At 63.4% G+C, this 18,025-nt stretch carries 14 protein-coding genes and 2 pseudogenes; 10 read left to right on the forward strand and 6 right to left on the reverse strand.

Going from position 1 to position 18,025, the window contains the following annotated elements:
• Positions 1-9: 9 nt before the first annotated feature.
• The 10 genes and pseudogenes from NKI06_RS24690 (at position 10) to NKI06_RS24735 (ending at position 11,648) form a co-directional block, all read left to right on the forward strand.
• Complete coding sequence (locus NKI06_RS24690; protein ID WP_352839722.1) at positions 10-1,521, forward strand: aldehyde dehydrogenase family protein; 1,512 nt, start codon at positions 10-12, stop codon at positions 1,519-1,521.
• Positions 1,522-1,579: 58 nt separating this feature from the next.
• Positions 1,580-2,833, forward strand: a pseudogene (locus tag NKI06_RS24695) (ABC transporter substrate-binding protein).
• A gap of 252 nt (positions 2,834-3,085) precedes the next feature.
• Positions 3,086-4,036: a carbohydrate ABC transporter permease gene (locus NKI06_RS24700; RefSeq protein WP_023832915.1), complete on the forward strand. Its 951-nt coding sequence runs from the start codon at positions 3,086-3,088 to the stop codon at positions 4,034-4,036.
• Positions 4,033-4,977: a carbohydrate ABC transporter permease gene (locus NKI06_RS24705; protein ID WP_352987489.1), complete on the forward strand. Its 945-nt coding sequence runs from the start codon at positions 4,033-4,035 to the stop codon at positions 4,975-4,977. The genes NKI06_RS24700 and NKI06_RS24705 overlap by 4 nt, the downstream gene beginning before the upstream one ends.
• Before the next feature lie 4 nt (positions 4,978-4,981).
• Complete coding sequence (locus tag NKI06_RS24710; protein ID WP_023671180.1) at positions 4,982-6,097, forward strand: ABC transporter ATP-binding protein; 1,116 nt, start codon at positions 4,982-4,984, stop codon at positions 6,095-6,097.
• A gap of 5 nt (positions 6,098-6,102) precedes the next feature.
• Positions 6,103-7,605, forward strand: coding sequence for a GMC oxidoreductase (locus NKI06_RS24715; RefSeq protein ID WP_352987490.1), 1,503 nt, complete (start codon positions 6,103-6,105; stop codon positions 7,603-7,605).
• Positions 7,602-8,363 carry a 3-ketoacyl-ACP reductase gene (locus NKI06_RS24720; RefSeq protein ID WP_023825461.1) on the forward strand — a complete coding sequence of 254 codons (762 nt, stop codon included), beginning with the start codon at positions 7,602-7,604 and terminating at the stop codon, positions 8,361-8,363. Before NKI06_RS24715 ends, NKI06_RS24720 begins: the two co-directional genes overlap by 4 nt.
• A 12-nt stretch (positions 8,364-8,375) precedes the next feature.
• A complete protein-coding gene (locus tag NKI06_RS24725; RefSeq protein WP_352987491.1) occupies positions 8,376-10,004 on the forward strand; it encodes a GMC family oxidoreductase in 1,629 nt (542 codons plus the stop codon).
• A 20-nt stretch (positions 10,005-10,024) separates the two neighbouring features.
• Entirely contained in the window at positions 10,025-10,342 is a 318-nt protein-coding gene (locus tag NKI06_RS24730) for a Dabb family protein (RefSeq protein WP_023825463.1), read from the forward strand.
• Between the two features lie 89 nt (positions 10,343-10,431).
• A pseudogene (locus NKI06_RS24735) lies at positions 10,432-11,648 on the forward strand (MFS transporter).
• A gap of 12 nt (positions 11,649-11,660) precedes the next feature.
• Here the strand turns inward: NKI06_RS24735 and NKI06_RS24740 are convergent.
• From NKI06_RS24740 to NKI06_RS24765, 6 genes are all read right to left on the reverse strand, one after another.
• Positions 11,661-12,506, reverse strand: coding sequence for an EamA family transporter (locus tag NKI06_RS24740; RefSeq protein WP_352987492.1), 846 nt, complete (start codon positions 12,504-12,506; stop codon positions 11,661-11,663).
• Between the two features lie 7 nt (positions 12,507-12,513).
• Positions 12,514-13,422: an endonuclease/exonuclease/phosphatase family protein gene (locus tag NKI06_RS24745; protein ID WP_352987493.1), complete on the reverse strand. Its 909-nt coding sequence runs from the start codon at positions 13,420-13,422 to the stop codon at positions 12,514-12,516.
• An 88-nt stretch (positions 13,423-13,510) separates the two neighbouring features.
• Positions 13,511-15,064: a cation:proton antiporter gene (locus NKI06_RS24750; RefSeq protein WP_023704038.1), complete on the reverse strand. Its 1,554-nt coding sequence runs from the start codon at positions 15,062-15,064 to the stop codon at positions 13,511-13,513.
• 148 nt (positions 15,065-15,212) lie between these two features.
• On the reverse strand, positions 15,213-16,277 hold the full coding sequence (locus NKI06_RS24755) for an ABC transporter ATP-binding protein (protein ID WP_023701013.1): 1,065 nt from the start codon (positions 16,275-16,277) through the stop codon (positions 15,213-15,215).
• Between the two features lie 30 nt (positions 16,278-16,307).
• Positions 16,308-17,099: an ABC transporter permease gene (locus tag NKI06_RS24760; protein WP_023671171.1), complete on the reverse strand. Its 792-nt coding sequence runs from the start codon at positions 17,097-17,099 to the stop codon at positions 16,308-16,310.
• Positions 17,096-18,010 (reverse strand): ABC transporter permease, encoded by a 915-nt coding sequence (locus tag NKI06_RS24765; RefSeq protein WP_023671170.1) that lies wholly within the window; start codon positions 18,008-18,010, stop codon positions 17,096-17,098. Before NKI06_RS24765 ends, NKI06_RS24760 begins: the two co-directional genes overlap by 4 nt.
• Positions 18,011-18,025 lie beyond the last annotated feature (15 nt).

The raw sequence follows: 18,025 nt of genomic DNA on the forward strand, positions 1-18,025 counted from the left end.
GAAAGCATGATGAACGCACCGCTCAACATTTCCATGCCGGCCGAGGCGTCCAAGGCGCCGAAGGCTTACAAGCTCCTGATCGACGGCAAGCATGTCGATGCCCGTGACGGCCGCACGATTGCGCGCAACAGCCCCGGCCATGGCTTCACCGTTTCGCTCTATGCGCAGGCCGGCGAGGCCGAGGTGGAGGCGGCCATGCAGGCCGCGCACAAGGCATTCGAGACCGGCCCGTGGCCGCGCACGAAGGCGGCCGAGCGCGCCGCCATCCTGCTCAAGACGGCCGACCTGATCGAGGCCCAGCGCGAAGACATCGCCCGACTCGATGCGCTGGAATCCGGCAAGCCGATCGCCCAGGCGCGCGGCGAGATCGGCGGCGCCATCGACATCTGGCGCTATGCCGCCTCGCTCGCCCGCACGCTGCACGGCGAAAGCTACGCCAATCTCGGCGACGCCATGCTGGGCGTCGTCCTGCGCGAGCCGATCGGCGTCGTCTCGATCATCACACCATGGAATTTCCCCTTCCTCATCGTCAGCCAGAAACTGCCCTTCGCGCTCGCCGCCGGCTGCACGGCGGTGGTCAAGCCGAGCGAAATGACCTCGGCCTCGACCTTCGTGCTCGGCGACATCCTGATGCAGGCCGGCCTGCCCGCGGGCGTCGTCAACATCCTGGCCGGCCTCGGCGCCGATGTCGGGGGGCCGATGGTCAGCCATCCGCTGGTCGAGATGGTGTCGTTCACCGGCTCTACCCGCGTCGGCAAGATGACCATGGCTTCCGCCGCGCAGTCGCTGAAGAAAGTCTCGATGGAGCTCGGCGGCAAGAACGGCCAGATCGTCTTCCCCGATGCCGATCTCGAGGCGGCCGCTGACGCAGCAGTGTTCGGCGGCTTCTTCAACGCCGGCGAATGCTGCAATGCCGGCAGTCGGTTGATCGTGCATGAAGCCATCGCCGACGATTTCCTCGCCACTGTCAAGGCCCTGACCGCCAAGGTAACGGTCGGCGACCCACTCGACGACCGAACCAAGGTTGGCGCGATGATTTCCGCCGACCATCTGACCAAGGTCGCAGATTGCGTTGCGGCAGCAGCAAAAGACGGCAGCAATGTCTATAGCGGTGGCGGCCAATTGGCGTCCAATGCCGGCCAGTACCTCGATCCGACCATCATTCGCGGCGTTACCGAAGACATGGCTATTGCGCGCGAGGAAGTGTTTGGCCCGGTGCTCTCCGTGCTGACTTTTGGATCGATTGAAAAGGCGTTGCACATCGCCAACAACACGCCCTATGGTCTGTCTGCAGGGGTGTGGAGCGCCAGCATCGACACTTGTATGTCGGTGGCGCGTGGTGTGCGTTCGGGGACCGTTTGGGTGAACACATTCATGGAAGGCTTTCCCGAGTTGCCATTCGGGGGCTACAAGCAGTCCGGCATCGGACGCGAACTCGGCAAACGCGCTGTCGAGGATTATACCGAGGAAAAGACAATCCAGTTTCATCGCGGCCAGCGCACCGGTTGGTGGGTCGGCTGAGTTTGGAAGAACCCGGTGGGCTTCCACCGGTCATGTAATGCAACAAGGGAGGTAGAACATGTTGCGCAAACTGCTTATCGGAACGGCTCTGGCGACGGCCTTTGCTTTCTCGGCCCATGCCGAGGACGTCAAGGAAGTGCAGATGCTGCATTGGTGGACGTCGGGCGGCGAAGCGGCTGCTCTCAACGTCCTCAAGGGCGACCTTGCCAAGGAAGGCTAGGCGTGGACGGACGTGCCGGTGGCCGGTGGGGGCGGCGAGGCCGCCATGACTGCGCTGAAGGCGATGGTCGCGGCCGGCAATTACCCGACCGCGTCGCAGATGCTCGGCTACACCGTGCTCGACTATGCGGCGGCCGGCGTCATGGGCGACCTGACCGAGACGGCGAAGAAGGAGGGCTGGGATAAGTCGGTTCCGGCAGCCCTGCAGAAGTTCTCCGTCTATGACGGCAAGTGGGTCGCTGCTCCAGTCAACGTCCACTCCGTCAACTGGCTGTGGATCAACAAGGCGGTGATGGACAAGATCGGCGGCACCGAGCCAAAGACCTTCGACGACTTCGTCGCCCTGCTCGACAAAGCCAAGGCGGCTGGCGTCATTCCGCTCGCCCTTGGCGGCCAGAACTGGCAGGAAGCCACCATGTTCGACTCGGTTGTGCTGTCGACCGGCGGACCTGAGTTCTACAAGAAGGCCTTCAACGACCTCGACGACGAGTCCCTCAAGTCGGACACGATGAAGAAGTCGTTCGATAACCTCGCCAAGCTCGTCACCTATGTCGACCCGAACTTCTCGGGCCGCGACTGGAACCTTGCCACCGCCATGGTCATCAAGGGCGATGCCCTGGTGCAGGTGATGGGTGACTGGGCCAAGGGCGAGTTCAACGCCGCCAAGAAAACGCCGGGCACCGACTTCCTGTGCTATCGCTTCCCGGGCACGGAAGGCTCGGTGGTCTACAACTCCGACATGTTCGGCATGTTCAACGTTCCGGACGACCGCAAGGCCGCCCAGGTCGCGTTGGCCACCGCCACCCTGTCGAAGAGCTTCCAGTCGGCCTTCAACGTCGTCAAGGGTTCGGTTCCCGCCCGTACCGACGTTCCGGACACCGACTTCGACGCGTGCGGCAAGAAGGGCATCGCCGACCTGAAGGCTGCCAACGAAGGCGGCACACTGTTCGGCTCGCTTGCCCAGGGCTATGGCGCGCCTCCGGCGGTCGCCAATGCCTACAAGGACGTCGTTTCGAAGTTCGTCCATGGTCAGATCAAGACCTCGGACGAAGCCGTGACCGAACTGGTCAAGGCAATCGACGACGCCAAGTAAGCCCTGGCCAGCAAGACACCTTCCCCGCTTCGGCGGGGAAGGTTCGCCTCAGGATTGGCCGGCTGGCGCAATTCCAGGAAAAGTGTGAGCGGTTTTCCGGCCGGAATTGCGTGAAAGAAAGAGTTAGAGAGGTTCGCCGTTTCCGTGAAACGGTGAAACCCTCTTGAACACCATGCCGACCAGAGACCCGTATGCACGGGGCCGCCTTGCCGCCTGACGGCAGGCACGGACGACCCGAACGGGAGGAGCCCTATGAGCAGTGTAGCGACAACCCAGATCAAGCTGACGCCGGAGCGGTCTCGCCCCTCCGTGCGCGCGCGACTGCAGGACGCGCTGCCGAAGATCGTGCTGGCGCCGAGCTTCGCCATCACCATCGTCTTCGTCTATGGCTTCATCCTGTGGACGGTCTATCTGTCCTTCACCAATTCCAAGACTTTTCCGTCCTATGTCATCACCGGACCGCGCGCCTACCTACGGCTATGGGGCTGGACGTTCGACTCCGACCCGCCATCGAGCTGGTACACGTCGATCGTCAATATGGGCATTTTCGGCTTTCTCTACATCGCCATGTGCCTGGCGCTCGGCCTGTTCCTGGCCATCCTGCTCGACCAGAAGATCCGCGGCGAAGGCGTGTTGCGGCCGATCTATCTCTACCCGATGGCGCTGTCCTTCATCGTTACCGGCGTCGCCTGGAAATGGTTTCTCGATCCCGGCCTCGGCCTTGAGCAGACCCTGCATCAATGGGGCTGGACGAGCTTCCATTTTGACTGGATCAAGAACAAGGATTTCGTCATCTACACGGTGGTCATTGCCGGCGTCTGGCAAGCCTCCGGCTTCATCATGGCGATGTTCCTGGCCGGCCTGCGCGGCATCGACGGTGAGATCATGAAAGCGGCGCAGATCGATGGCGCCACTACTTTCCAGCTCTACCGCCGCATCGTCATTCCGCTGCTGCGGCCGATCTTCCTGTCGGCCTTCATCGTGCTCGCCCACCTCGCCATCAAGTCGTACGATCTGGTGGTGGCGCTGACCAGCGGCGGCCCCGGTGGCTCGGCCTGGCTGCCGTCCAACTTCATGTATGAGTACACGTTCAAGCGCAACGAAATGGCTGTCGGCTCGGCGAGTGCCGTGATCATGCTGATGACCATCGTCGCCATCATCGTGCCCTATCTCTATTCGGAACTGCGGGAGAAGCCGCAATGAGCGCCGTTGCCACCCCTCCCCGCCAGGCCTCTAGCGGCATGAGCACCAAGACCCTCAACCGCATCGTCATCTACGGACTGCTGGCGCTGTTTGCGTTGTTCTACCTGATGCCGCTGTTCGTCATGCTGGTGACCTCGTTCAAGACCATGGAGGAGATCCAGAACGGCAACATGCTGGCGCTGCCCCAGGCGCCGACCTTCGACCCATGGATAAAGGCGTGGAGCGAAGTTTGCTCGGGCCTGACCTGCGTCGGCATGAAGGGCTATTTCTGGAACTCGATCAAGATGGTGGTTCCGGCAGTCATCATCTCGACCCTGCTCGGCGCGCTCAACGGCTATGTGCTGACCAAATGGCGCTTTCGCGGGGCGACGCTGGTGTTCGGGCTGATGCTGTTTGCCTGTTTCATCCCGTTCCAGTCGGTACTGCTGCCGATGGCAACGATCCTCGGCAGCTTGGGCCGGTTCGGCGTCAAGCTGCAGAACGCGACCGGTTTCACCTTCGGCTTTGGCAATCCGACCGTGAACCTGGTGTTCGTTCACGTCGTCTACGGCATCGGTTTCACCACCCTCTTCTTCCGCAATTACTACGAAGCGTTTCCGAACGAGCTGGTGAAGGCGGCGCAGATCGACGGGGCAAGCTTCTTCCAGATCTTCCGGCGCATCATGCTGCCCAACTCGCTGCCGATCATCGTGGTGACGGTGATCTACCAGTTCACCAACATCTGGAACGACTTCCTGTTCGCCTCCGCCTATGCCGGCTCCGGCGACGTGATGCCGATGACGGTGGCGCTCAACAACGTCGTCAACACCTCGACAGGCGTCGTCGAATACAACGTCAACATGGCTGCGGCGATGATCGCAGCCCTGCCCACCCTTCTCGTCTATGTGGTCGCCGGCCGCTACTTCGTGCGTGGCCTGATGGCGGGCGCGGTCAAAGGATAATCTGATGGCTTTTCTGGAAATTGATGGGCTGAAGAAGCGCTTCGGGAATGTCGAGATCCTGAAGGGCATCGATGTCGAGCTCGAAAAGGGCGGCTTCCTGGTGCTGGTCGGCCCGTCCGGCTGCGGCAAGTCCACCTTGCTCAACACGATTGCCGGCCTAGAGCAGATCACCGAGGGCGAAATCCGCGTCGACGGCCGCGCCATCAACGATCTGCACCCATCCAAGCGCGACATCGCCATGGTGTTCCAGAGCTATGCGCTCTATCCGAACATGACGGTGGCCGGAAACATCTCCTTCGGCATGGAGATGCGCGGCGTGCCGGCCGACGAGCGCCAAAAGGCGATCGACAAGGTGGCCAAGGTCCTGCAGATCGGCCACCTCCTGCAGCGCAAGCCGAGCCAGCTTTCCGGCGGCCAGCGCCAGCGCGTCGCCATGGGCCGCGCGCTGGTGCGCGACCCCAAGCTGTTCCTGTTCGACGAGCCTTTGTCCAACCTCGACGCCAAATTGCGCGTCGACATGCGCATCGAGATCAAGCGCCTGCATGCCACCACCGGCACAACCATCGTCTACGTCACCCACGACCAGATCGAGGCGATGACGCTGGCGACCAAGATCGCCGTCATGCGCGACGGCGAGGTGCAGCAGTTCGGCACCCCGGCCGAGATCTACAACAACCCGACCAATTTGTTCGTCGCCGACTTCATGGGTTCGCCGGCGATGAACCTGATCCCGGCGACCATTGCCACGTCGGGCAATGCGCTGTCCGTCGTGTTGGAGCGCGAGGCGCGCGAGCCGATCACGCTGCCGATGGCCAATGCGCCGGCGGGCCTGTCGGCGTTCCAGGGCAAGCCGATCATCTTCGGCGTGCGCCCGGAAGCGCTGACCGATCCGGAAGGTGCGGAACGCAACGCCTCCAACATTGCCACTGCCGACCTGCACATCGAAGTGGTCGAGCCGGCAGGGTCCGATACTTTCGCGGTGACCAATCTCGGCGGCAAGGGCGTGGTGGCGCGGTTGCGGGCCGACGCCAACATCCAGCCGGGCACCAGCACGCCGCTCGCCTTCAACCTGACCAAGGCCGTGTTCTTCGATCCGGCGACCGAACACCGCATCCGCTGATCGAGATGGTCAGCCCCGATATCGTCATCATCGGCTCCGGCATCGGCGGCGCTACGATCGCTTCCGGCCTGGCCGGCAGCGGCGCCTCGGTCCTGATGCTGGAGCGCGGCGAGCCCTTGCCGGCAACGCCGCATGCCCGCGACACGCGCTCGATCTTCGTCGATGGCCACTACCGTCCGAAGGAGATGTGGCGCGAGCCCGGCGGCGGCGCCTTCAACCCCGGCAATTACTACTATGTCGGCGGCAATTCGAAATTCTACGGCGCGGTGCTGATCCGCTACCGCAAAGAGGATTTCGCCGCCATGGAGCACTTCGGTGGCGTCTCGCCGGCATGGCCGTTTTCCTACGATGAATTCGAGCCCTGGTATTCGAAAGCCGAGCAGCTGTTTCGCGTCCGCGGCTCGCTCGGCGAGGACCCGACCGAACCGTTCCACTCGATCCCCTATGCTTTCAAGCCGGTGCCCGACGAAGCGCCGATTGCGCGCGCCCGCGCCGAGCTGAAGGGACTGGGCCTGCACCCCGCCTCGCTGCCGCTCGGCGTCGACATCGACACCTGGCTGAAAGAGGGCAAGACCGGCTGGGACGCATTCCCCAACACCGCCCAGGGCAAGGTTGATGCGCAGACCGGACCGCTGACGGCTGCACTCAAGGACAGCAATATCCGGCTCGAAACCGGCTGCCATGTCGAATATCTCGAAGCGTCGTCCGACGGCAAAAGCATCGCTGCCGTTCACTACCGTCAGAATGGCGAGCTGAAGAAAGTCGGGCCGAAGCTGGTCATCCTGTCCGCCGGCGCGGTCAATTCCGCCGTCATCCTGCTGCGCTCGCCTTCACCAGATGGCAAAGGCCTCGCCAACCGCTCCGACCAGGTCGGCCGCAATTTCATGAACCATAATTCGAGCGCCATGCTGGCGATCGATCCGCGCCGCAGGAACGACAGCGTCTACCAGAAGACGCTGATGCTGAATGACTACTATCTCTCCGACGGCAAAGGCGGCAAGCCGCTCGGCAACGTCCAGCTGCTCGGCAAGATCGACGGCAACATGTTGAAGGCCAACGTCAAACGCGTGCCGAAATTCGCGCTCGATTACATGGCCGGTCACGCCGTCGACTGGTATCTGATGTGCGAGGATCTGCCCGATCCGGAAAGCCGCATCATGGTCGACGGCAAGGACATCGTCATGCAATGGCGGCGCTCCAACATGCAGTCGCTGGACGCGCTGACCAGGGTGATGCGTGAGAACTTCCGCGCCTGCGGTTATCCCATCGTGCTGTCGCGTCCCTTCGACAAGCGCACGCCCTCGCACCAGTGCGGCACGGTGAAAATGGGCGACGATCCGGCGACGTCGCCGCTCGACCCTTTCTGCCGCGCCTTCGACCACCCGAACCTGTTCGTTGTCGACGCCAGTTTTTTGCCGAACTCGGCCGCCGTGAATCCGGCGCTGTCGATTGCGGCACAGGCGCTGCGCGTGGCCGAGCATATTCGCCGAACGGACCTCGCAGCATGACCCGCCCCGCAGCCATCGTCACCGGCGGCGCGCGCGGCATTGGACTGGCCTGCGCCGAGGCGCTGGCCGATGCAGGCTTCGACATTCTCGTCGCTGACCTGGCCAACGACCCCGCCAAACGGCTTGTTGAAAACATCATCGCGCGCCGCTCAAAGTTCGCTTACCACCGATGCGACATTGCCAGCCTTCCCGATCACGCATCGCTTATCGACGCCGCCACGCATGCGTTCGGCCGAATCGACTGCCTCGTCAACAATGCCGGCATCGGCGCCATGGTGCGCGGCGATCTGCTGGAGCTGAAGCCCGAGAATTTCGACCGTGCGCTGGACGTCAATCTGCGCGGCACAGTCTTCCTTAGCCAGGCCGTCGCCAAGGCGATGCTGGGGGCTCCCAGCAATCATCCGCGCTCGATCATCACCATCACCTCGGTCAGCGCCGATATGGCCTCGCCGGAACGCGCCGACTACTGCATCTCGAAAGCCGGCCTTTCGATGTGGGTGAAGAACCTGGCGCTGCGGCTTGCGCCGGAAAGCATCGGCGTGTTCGAGCTGCGGCCGGGCATCATTCGCACGGACATGACCGCGAGCGTATCAGCCAAATACGACGCGCTTATCGACAGCGGCCTGGTGCCGGCAAAACGCTGGGGCGAAGCATCGGACATCGGCGCCGTGGTGGCGACGCTTGCCGCCGGCAAGCTCGGCTTTTCCACAGGCTCGATTATCAATGTCGACGGCGCGCTCTCCGTGCCTCGACTGTAGGTGGATAGGGTTATGACCGACTACATCATCGTAGGTGCCGGCCCGGCCGGCTGCGTTCTGGCCAACCGGCTGAGCGAGGATCCAGCGAATTCCGTGCTGCTGCTCGAGGCCGGCGGCAAGGACTGGCACCCCTACATCCACATGCCGGCGGGCTTTGCCAAGATGACCAAGGGCATCGCTTCCTGGGGCTGGTCGACCGTGCCGCAGAGGCACATGCAGGACCGCGTCTTCTGGTATACGCAGGCGAAGGTGGTCGGCGGCGGCTCGTCCATCAATGCCCAGATATACACGCGCGGCAACGCTCGCGACTACGACGCATGGGACAAGGAAGAGGGCCTCGCGGGCTGGGGCTATCGCGACGTGCTGCCCTATTTCAAGCGCGCCGAGAACAACCAGCGCTTCGCCAACGATTTTCACGGCGACCAGGGGCCGCTCGGCGTGTCGAACCCGATTTCGCCGCTGCCGATTTGCGAGGCCTATTTCCGCGCCGGCCAAGAGATGGGCATCCCCTTCAACCCGGATTTCAACGGCGCTAGCCAGGAAGGCGTCGGCTACTACCAGCTGACCCAGAAGGACGCCCGGCGCTCATCCGCTTCGGTCGCCTATTTGAAGCCCATCCGCGGCCGCAAGAACCTGACAGTCCGAACCGATGTGCTGGTCACCCGCATCGTCGTCGAGAAAGGCCGCGCCATCGGCGTCGAGATCGTCGACAGGCCCGGCGGCGAGAAGACCATCATGCGCGCCGAGCGCGAAGTGATCGTCTCGTCGGGCGCCATCGGTTCGCCGAAGCTGTTGATGCAGTCGGGCATCGGCCCGGCTGATCACCTGAAATCGGTCGGCGTGACGCCGGTGCATGATCTGCCCGGTGTCGGCTCCAACATGCAGGACCATCTCGATTTGTTCGTCATCGCCGAATGCACCGGCGACCACACCTATGACAACTACGCCAAGCTGCACCGCACCGCGTGGGCCGGCTTGCAGTATCTGCTGCTGAAGAAAGGGCCGGTCGCCTCCAGCCTGTTCGAGACCGGCGGCTTCTGGTACGCCGATCCGACCGCCGCCTCGCCCGACATCCAGTTCCATCTGGGACTGGGCTCCGGCATCGAGGCCGGCGTCGAGAGGTTGAAGAACCCCGGCGTGACCTTGAACTCGGCCTTCCTGCGCCCGCGCTCGCGCGGCACGGTGCGGCTGAGCAGCGCCGACCCGGCCGACCACCCGCTGATCGATCCCAACTATTGGTCGGACCCTTATGACCGCGCCATGTCGATCAAGGGCCTCAGGCTTGCGCGCGAGATCATGCGGCAGAAGGCGCTTGCACCTTACGTGTTGCGCGAGGTGCTGCCCGGACCATCGCTCGCCAGCGATGACGAGCTGATCGACTATGCCTGCCGCACCGCCAAGACCGACCATCACCCCGTGGGTACCTGCCGCATGGGCCATGACGATATGGCGGTGGTCACACCGGACCTGCGCCTGCGCGGCATCGAGGGCCTGCGCGTCTGCGATGCCTCGGTGATGCCGCGCGTGCCTTCCTCCAACACCAATGCGCCGACCATCATGGTCGGCGAAAAAGGCGCCGACATCATCCTCGGCCGCGAGCCGCTTCCGCCGGCGGTGTTCTCCGGCAATCGGGCCGCATAGCCACTTAGGAGAACGAACCAATGATCAGACACTGCGTCTTCGTACGCTTCCTCAGCGATGTGCCCGCCACCGAGCGCACGGCAATCCACGCCGATCTCGAAGCACTGCGCTCCGTTGTCGACGGCATGGACACGGTCCATTTCAGCACCAATGTCAGCCCGGAGCCGTTCGCGCGCGGCTTCAGCCATGCCTTCACCATCGACTTCCGCGATGCCGCCGCCCGCGACGCCTATCTCGTGCATGAAGCGCATCAGCGCGCCGGCGCCCGATTGGTCGCAGCGCTCGAAGGCGGCACCGACGGGCTGATGGTGTTCGATCTCGACATTACGAAAAAGTGACCGCGCTTCTTTCGAAAGCCGGCTGACGCCTGTTCTCTTTTGCGCCCCAAGGAACATATCGTTCCCCGGGGGCGTTTAGGAGGAACGTCGTGGCTCTCACCGCGCAGGAGAAGAAAAACGTCCTTGCCTCCTTCCTCGGCTGGACGCTCGACGCTTTTGATTTCTTCCTTCTGACGTTCCTGCTCACCGATATCGCAACCGAATTCAACACTGACGTCCCGGCAGTCTCCAAAGCGGTGTTCCTGACGCTGGCGACACGCTTCATCGGCGCCTTCTTCTTCGGCAGGCTGGCCGACAAATATGGCCGCAAGCCCATTCTGATGCTCAACATCGTCAGCTATTCGGTGATCAGCGCGCTGGCTGGCTTCTCGCCCAATCTCGGCGTTTTCCTGGCGCTGCGCGCTCTGTTCGGCATCGCCATGGGCGGCGAATGGGGGCTGGGCAGTTCGCTCGCCATGGAGTCCATTCCGCCCAGTGCCCGCGGCATGGTCTCGGGCATCCTGCAATGCGGCTATCCCACCGGCTACCTTCTGGCGGCCGTGGTGTACGGCGTGCTCTACCAGCAGACGATCGGCGGTTACACGATCGGCTGGCGCGCCATGTTCCTGCTCTCCTTCCTGCCGGCACTGATCGTGCTCTTCATCCGCTCGCATGTGCCGGAATCGCCGGCCTTCGTCGAGGCGCAGAAATCCGTCGACCTGGCCTTCTTGAAACGCTGCAGCAGCACTGGGGCGTCGCCGTCTATGCGGTCGTGCTGATGATGTTCTTCAATTTCTTCAGCCACGGCACGCAGGACCTCTACCCGACCTTCCTCAAGAAGCAGCATGGCTTCGACCCGCACACGGTGAGCTGGATCACCATCGTCGCTAATATCGGCGCCATCGTCGGCGGGTTGGCGTTCGGCGCACTGTCGGAGAAGATCGGCCGCGTCAACGCGATAACGCTCGCCTGCCTGATTGCCTTGCCCTCGATTCCGCTCTGGGCCTTCAGCTCGACACCGTTCATGCTGGCCATCGGCGCGTTCGTCATGCAGGTCGCGGTGCAGGGCGCCTGGGGCGTCATCCCGGTGCATCTTAACGAGCTGTCGCCCGGCGCCGTGCGGGCAACCTTGCCCGGCTTCATCTACCAGGCCGGCAATCTCGCGGCGTCCTATGGCGGTCCCTACCAGGCCGGCATCGCCGAGGCGTCTGGAGGCAGCTATGGCTACGCGCTGGCGCTGTTTGCCGGCGTGGTCGCCGTCTGCATCATCGTCGTCATCCGCTTCAGTCCGGAACGGCGCGGACAGGTGATGACGGTGCTCGGCTGAAGTATCAGAATCTCAGCCCAGTCTGAGGGCCACGACACCGGCGACGATGCTGAGCGCGGCGGCGCCGCGCCAGCCTGTCATCTTCTCGCCGAGCGCGAAAACCGAGATCATCATGGCAAACAGGATCGACGTCTCGCGCAACGACGCCACCGAGGCGATCGGCGCCTTGGTCATCGCCCACATGACGATCCAGTAGGCCGCGCCGCTGAGCACGCCGGTGAACAGGCCTGCTTTCCAGTCGCGCGCCAGCACGGGCAGCGCCTTGGGCCCGCGAAAGATGAGGCACAGCACCAGCGCCCACGTGGCATCGCAGATGAACAGCCATGCGGCATAGCTCTGCGCCGTCGCCGCAAGCCGCGCGCCGCTGCCATCCGACAGCGTATAGCTGGCAATGAAGATAGAGGTGCCGAGCGCAAAGCCGACCGCCCGCACATTGATCCGCTCCAGATGCGCGCCGCCGCGAAACGACATCACCAACGTGCCGGCCGACAGCAGCAGGATGCCGAGGATGGCGAAAGGCGCCGGCATCTCCTGCACCACGACAACGCCGCCGAGGGCGGTCAAAAGCGGCGCCGTGCCGCGCGCCAGCGGATAGGTTTGGGCGAAATCGCCGGCCTTGTAGGCGCCGATCAGGAAAGTCCGGTAGCCCATGTGGAAAATCACCGAGGCGATGATGAAAGGCCACACTTCGGCCTTCGGAAACTCGACGAAGGGCAGCACGAAAAGCGCGGCAAACCCCATGCCCAGTGTCATCAGCGTGATCGACAGGAAGCGATCGAGATGGACCTTGACCAGCGCGTTCCAGATCGCGTGCATGGCGGCGGCGGCAAGCACCGCGAAGAAGACGAAAAGCGTCATCGAGGGCTCACCGATCTCCCGAGCTCAAAGGCGTTTCGAGATCGATATCGATCCGGACCGGAAAATGGTCTGAAGCGATCTCGCCTATATCGGCACTGACCGAGCGCACACGGTCGGCGAACATACCGCCGACGAAGCAATGGTCGAGCCGGCGTTTTGCCACTTTCCCGTCGATCGTTTTCACATGGGTGTGGTAATCGGCAGCCGGCTCGCTAGCGACGGCAGCGGCATCAACAAAGCCGTCGAGATAGGCCGCCCCGCGATGATAGGGCGTGCTGCCGACGATGCGGCTGTATTCGGCGCTGCCCGGCTCCATGTTGAAATCGCCCATCCAGATCGCCGCCGTCGGGTTCTCCGGCTCGGCCTCGCCACTGGTCCAGTTGCGCGAAGGCTCATCGTCCGCGCCGCTCCACGGGCCGCCCTCGGACGGCGCGCGGCGATGCTCGGCCAAGAGATAGTCGATCTGCTCCAGCCGCTCCTCCGCCGCGATATGGGCGAGATGCAGCGACAGGACCCTTACCGGTCCGGCCGGCGTGCGGATCATGCATTCGAGCGCGGCGTTGCGCGTGTTGAGCGGCCGCAGCGTGCGGCGCATGGGCAGCGCGTGCAGCCGCGACCAGGCGATCGGCAGCTTCGACAGCAGCATGGTGCCGAACTGGCGGCGGCGGTTGACGACCCCGCCGTCGCGCTGCTCACTGGCGTCCATGTCGAAGGCCGGGCCATAGACCCAGTAATAGCTAGGCAGCAGCTTGGACAGGACCTCCGGCTGGTCGTCCTCATTGGTGCGCTGCCAATGCCGCTCGACCTCCTGCAGCGCGATGATATCGGCGCCGTCGACCAGCTTGGTGCAGCGCGAAAGATCGTAACGGCCATCGCCGCCGAACCCGTACTGGATGTTGTAGCTGACCAGCTTCATTGCTTATCCGGCTCAATTTCGCTTTGGCAGTAGCGGTTCGGCAGACGGGTTGCAATGTACCGGCACGACGGCGGAACTGGGCCAGCGTCTATGATGTGGTCAGCGGCTGGAACCGGCCCGCCGGCGATGCCGCCAGTTCGGCCCAGTCGATCTCTTCCTCCAGCCGGTGGTAGGCTTCGTCGCCGATCGTGCCGTTGCTGCGCAACTCCTCGAGCGTGTCGCGCTGGCGGTTGATGGCATAGAGGCGCAGCCGGTCGTATTCGGTCGCGGCCTGAGCGTCCTCCGGGTTTTCCGCAATCAGGCGCTGCGCTTCATACTGTTCGCGCACGACGGCGGCGGCCGCAGATGTCTTGCGGCTCAGCACGTCCAGTGCTGCCTGCATGATGGCGACGCGCGCCTGCGCCACCTCATTGTCGACGGTTCTATCGGGGTCGAAGTTGATCCAGCGCAGCAGCGGCTTCAGCGTCATGCCTTGCAGCACCAGCGTGCCCAGCACCACCGCGAAGGCGGCAAGCACGATCGGGTCGCGGCCGGGAAAATCGGCCGGCAGCGCAATGGCCACCACCAGCGTCACCAACCCACGCATGCCGCACCAGCCGACAATGACGGCGCCGCCGAATGTCGGCAATTCCCGCCTTGCCTCTTGGCTGCCGAAGCGGGCAAGCCACCGGATGATCGCGACGTAACTCGCCACCCAGACAAGGCGCGCGACGATAACGACGACCAGCACCGTTGCGGCGAAAAGGAATGCTTCGCCTTGCCCGTCGCCGGCCAGCCTGCCAACGATCGTGCGTGCCTGCAGGCCCATCAGCACGAAAGCCAGCACGTTGAGCACGAACACCGCCGACTCCCAGACCGAATAGGTGCTGACGCGGCGTCTCGCCGACGACTGGCGCGGCGCCCTGCGCGCAATGGTCATGGCATAGACGACGATGGTGATGATGGCGGAAAGGCCGAGCCTGTCGGCGATGATCCACACGGCGAAGGTTCCGGCAAACTGCACCACCGTGCTGCTCGCCGCATCCTCGATGCGGCCGAGCGCCAGCAGCGAGACGCGGCCAAACAGATAGCCCGCGATCACACTGCCGATCGTTGCCAGCAGGATCACCGGAACGGCGTTGCTGAGCATGATCGTGCCAAGCGCGGCCGAAACCGCCAGCCGGTAGATCAGCAGCGCCGTGGCATCGTTGAGCAGGCTCTCGCCCTGCAGGATGGCGGTGATGCGGTGCGGTACCTTGAACTGGCTGAGCACGGCGGATGCGGCCACCGCATCCGGTGGCGCGACGATGGCGCCAAGCGCGATTGCCGCCGCGATCGGCAGGCCGGCCATCTTCCAGCCGACCAAGGCAACCACCACGGTGGTGAAGACCACGGCGCCCAGCGCGAGCAACGCGAGCGACAGCCGGTAGCGCTTGAGGTCGCGCAGCGACGTGTCATAGGCGGCGTCGAGAAGCACCGGCGCGATGAACAGGGCAAGCGCCAGCTCCGGATCGATCTCGATCGTCGGCGCACCGGGTACGAAGGCAATCGCGACGCCGGCCAGAGCCAGCAGGGACGGATAGGGAATTTCCAGCCGCCGCGACAGCGCCGTCAGCGCGACGGCAGCCAGAAGCAGGATGAGGGTAAGTTCGAATAGCGCCATGGCCCATCGTAGCGGCGAAGCGGCATCATGGGCAGTGGCTGGATGGCAAGATGCTGTTGATTATCCAGCACTCGGGGTCCGGCAATGATACGGCCGTTCATCGCGCCAGCTCGAATCGACCGCCTCGGTCGCGCCAAAATGCTGCTTGCTAGTGCAGCACCAGCATATCGCTTGATGAGAACGATATGTCGGCCTTCTCGCCGACCGCGGGCGGTGGCGTTGCCGGGCTGTTGAAGGTGTCGAGCGACACTGTGTTGCCGCCGATGCCGACGCGAACGCGAATGACTGAGCCGAGGAAGTGCACTTCGGAGATTTCGCCCGACAGGCTTGAATCGCGCCCGGGTTGGCGTCCGAGCGAAATCGCCTCCGGTCGCAGCGCCAGCGACAGCGTGTCACCGGACTTCGAGCCGTTGAGCTTGCCCATTAGCGAGACTTCCTGCGTGTTGACGCGCACCTTGCCGGACGCGGCATCGGTGACAGTGCCTTCGAGCACGTTCAGCGTGCCGACGAAATTGGCGACGAACTTGGTCGCCGGCCGGTTGTAGATCTCGAACGGGGTGCCGACCTGCTCGGCCTTGCCGCCATACATCACCGCGATGCGGTCCGAGATCGACAGCGCCTCTTCCTGGTCATGTGTGACGAAGATGGTAGTGATGCCGAGCTTCTTCTGGATCGAGCGGATTTCCTCGCGCAGCGAGACGCGCACCTTGGCGTCGAGCGCCGACAGCGGCTCGTCGAGCAAAAGCAGCTTCGGCTTCGGCGCGATGGCGCGGGCCAGCGCGATGCGCTGTTGCTGGCCGCCGGAGAGCTGGTAGGGATAGCGGTCGGCCATCTGCGGCAGCTTGATGATGTCGAGCATCTCGGCCACGCGTCTGTCGATGTCCGCCTTGGGCATGCCGGCGACCTTCAGGCCAAAGCCGATGTTTTGCGCCACCGTCAGGTTGGGGAACAGCGCATAGGCTTGGAACACCATGCCGACATTGCGCTGGTTGGGCTTTAGCCTCGTGATGTCCTTGCCTGCGACGACGATCTTGCCCGCCGACGGCTCTTCGAAACCGGCGACCATGCGCAGCACGGTGGTCTTGCCGCAACCCGATGGCCCAAGGAAGGAAACGAACTCGCCCGGCTCGACATCAAGATTGAAATCTTCGACCACGGTGGTGGCGCCGAAGGATTTTCGCACATGCTGGATGGAGAGGAATGGTTCGGCCATGGCTTTTTCTTTCGATCAGTACTTTGTCGATCAGTTCGGGCGGTTCGCCGATCTCGGCGCGAAACGGGACAGGATCTGGATCAGCGACATACAGCCCCAGGTGATGGCGAAGGCGATGATGGCAAGCGCCGCCGGCTCATAGGCGCGGTTGGCGCCAACGTTTTGCAGATAGGGGCCGAAGGCGGGCCGGTTGAGCAAGCTGGCCATGGTGAATTCGCCAATGACGATGGCGAAGGTAAGGAAGGCGCCCGACAGCACGGCGATCAGCACATTGGGCAGGATCACACGACCAATGATCGTGCCCCAACCGGCGCCTAGGATCTGCGCCGCTTCGGTCAGCGTCCTGACGTCGATGGTGCGCAGTCCGGTATCGACCGCGCGATACATGTAGGGCAGCGCCAGCATTGCATAGCCGATGACCAGCAAGGCATTTGTGCCCATGTCGGTCGCCAGGAACGGCAGCGGCGAATTCGAACCGTACATCCTGATATAGCCGAAGACGATGACGATGGCGGGAATGACCAGCGGCAGCAGCGTGATGAACTCTACGATCGGCCGCAGTTGCGGCAGGCGCAGTCGAATCCAGTAGGCGGCGGGCACCACGATCAACACGCCCAGAATGATGGTGAAGATGGCGGCAAGCACTGAGTAGCCAAAGGTCGCCTGAAAACGAGGGTCGCCAAGCACGATCTGATAGGCGTCGAAGGAATAAGCGCCGCGTCGCATGCGCAAGGAAAATTCCACCGTCGCGATCAGCGGAATGAAGAAATAGGCCGCGCCCAGCCCGAAGACGACCCAGGCCCAGAATTTTCCGGACTTCATTTCAGCCACCTCTCCGAGCGCGTCCGGAACCAGATATAGAAGACATTGGCCAGCCCAGTGATGACGATCATGCCGAAGGCGATCGCATAGCCGAGATGGGCATTGTGCAGCACGTCACCGCGTATCTGCGCATAGAGCAGGATCGGCACGATGTTGAGTGAAGAGCCGGTCAGCGCATAGGCGGTGGCGATGGCGCCGAAGGCATTGGCGAAGAGCAGGATGACTGTGCCGAGGAAACTCGGCCAGATCACCGGGATGACAACCATGCGCCAGTATTGCGTCTGGGTGGCGCCAAGCGTCGCCGCAGCCTCGCCCCACTCCTTCTTCAAGCCGTCGATCGCCGGCGTGATGATGACCACCATTAGGGGAATCTGGAAATAGACATAGGTCAGCGTCAGGCCCCAGAACGATAGGATGTTGAAGCCGTGCGCATAAATGTTGAGGCCGAACACGGTGTTGAGCAGCACCGTGGCCAGACCGAGGCGTCCGAGCGTGGCGATGAAGGCGAAGGCCAGCGGTACGCCGGCGAAATTGGAAGCCACGCCGGAGAATGTCAGCGTCGCCGAACGTATCCACTCCGGCAGGCCGCCGCGCACGATTGCGATGGCGATGCCGAGACCTGCGAAGGCGCCGATCAGCGACGAGGAAAGGCTGACCTTGAGCGAGATCCAGTAGGCGGCGACAATCGATGGCTGCGCCAGTGCTGCTATGTTTTCGAACGTGAATTCGCCGGCATCGTTCTGGAATGCACCCAGCATCAGATAGAGCGTGGGTAGGATCAGGAACATGATGGCGAAGATGAAGAATGGCGCAACGCCGAGCCATTGCGTCGGCAGTCGCATTGCACGCGCCTCGCTCGGGGGCGCGGTCTTCCCGGCAACTGCGTGATCGGAAAGCGAGATATCTGTCATGCGCCGGCTACCGTC

This window comes from Mesorhizobium sp. M0772, from assembly GCF_040320135.1.
Classification (GTDB): domain Bacteria; phylum Pseudomonadota; class Alphaproteobacteria; order Rhizobiales; family Rhizobiaceae; genus Mesorhizobium.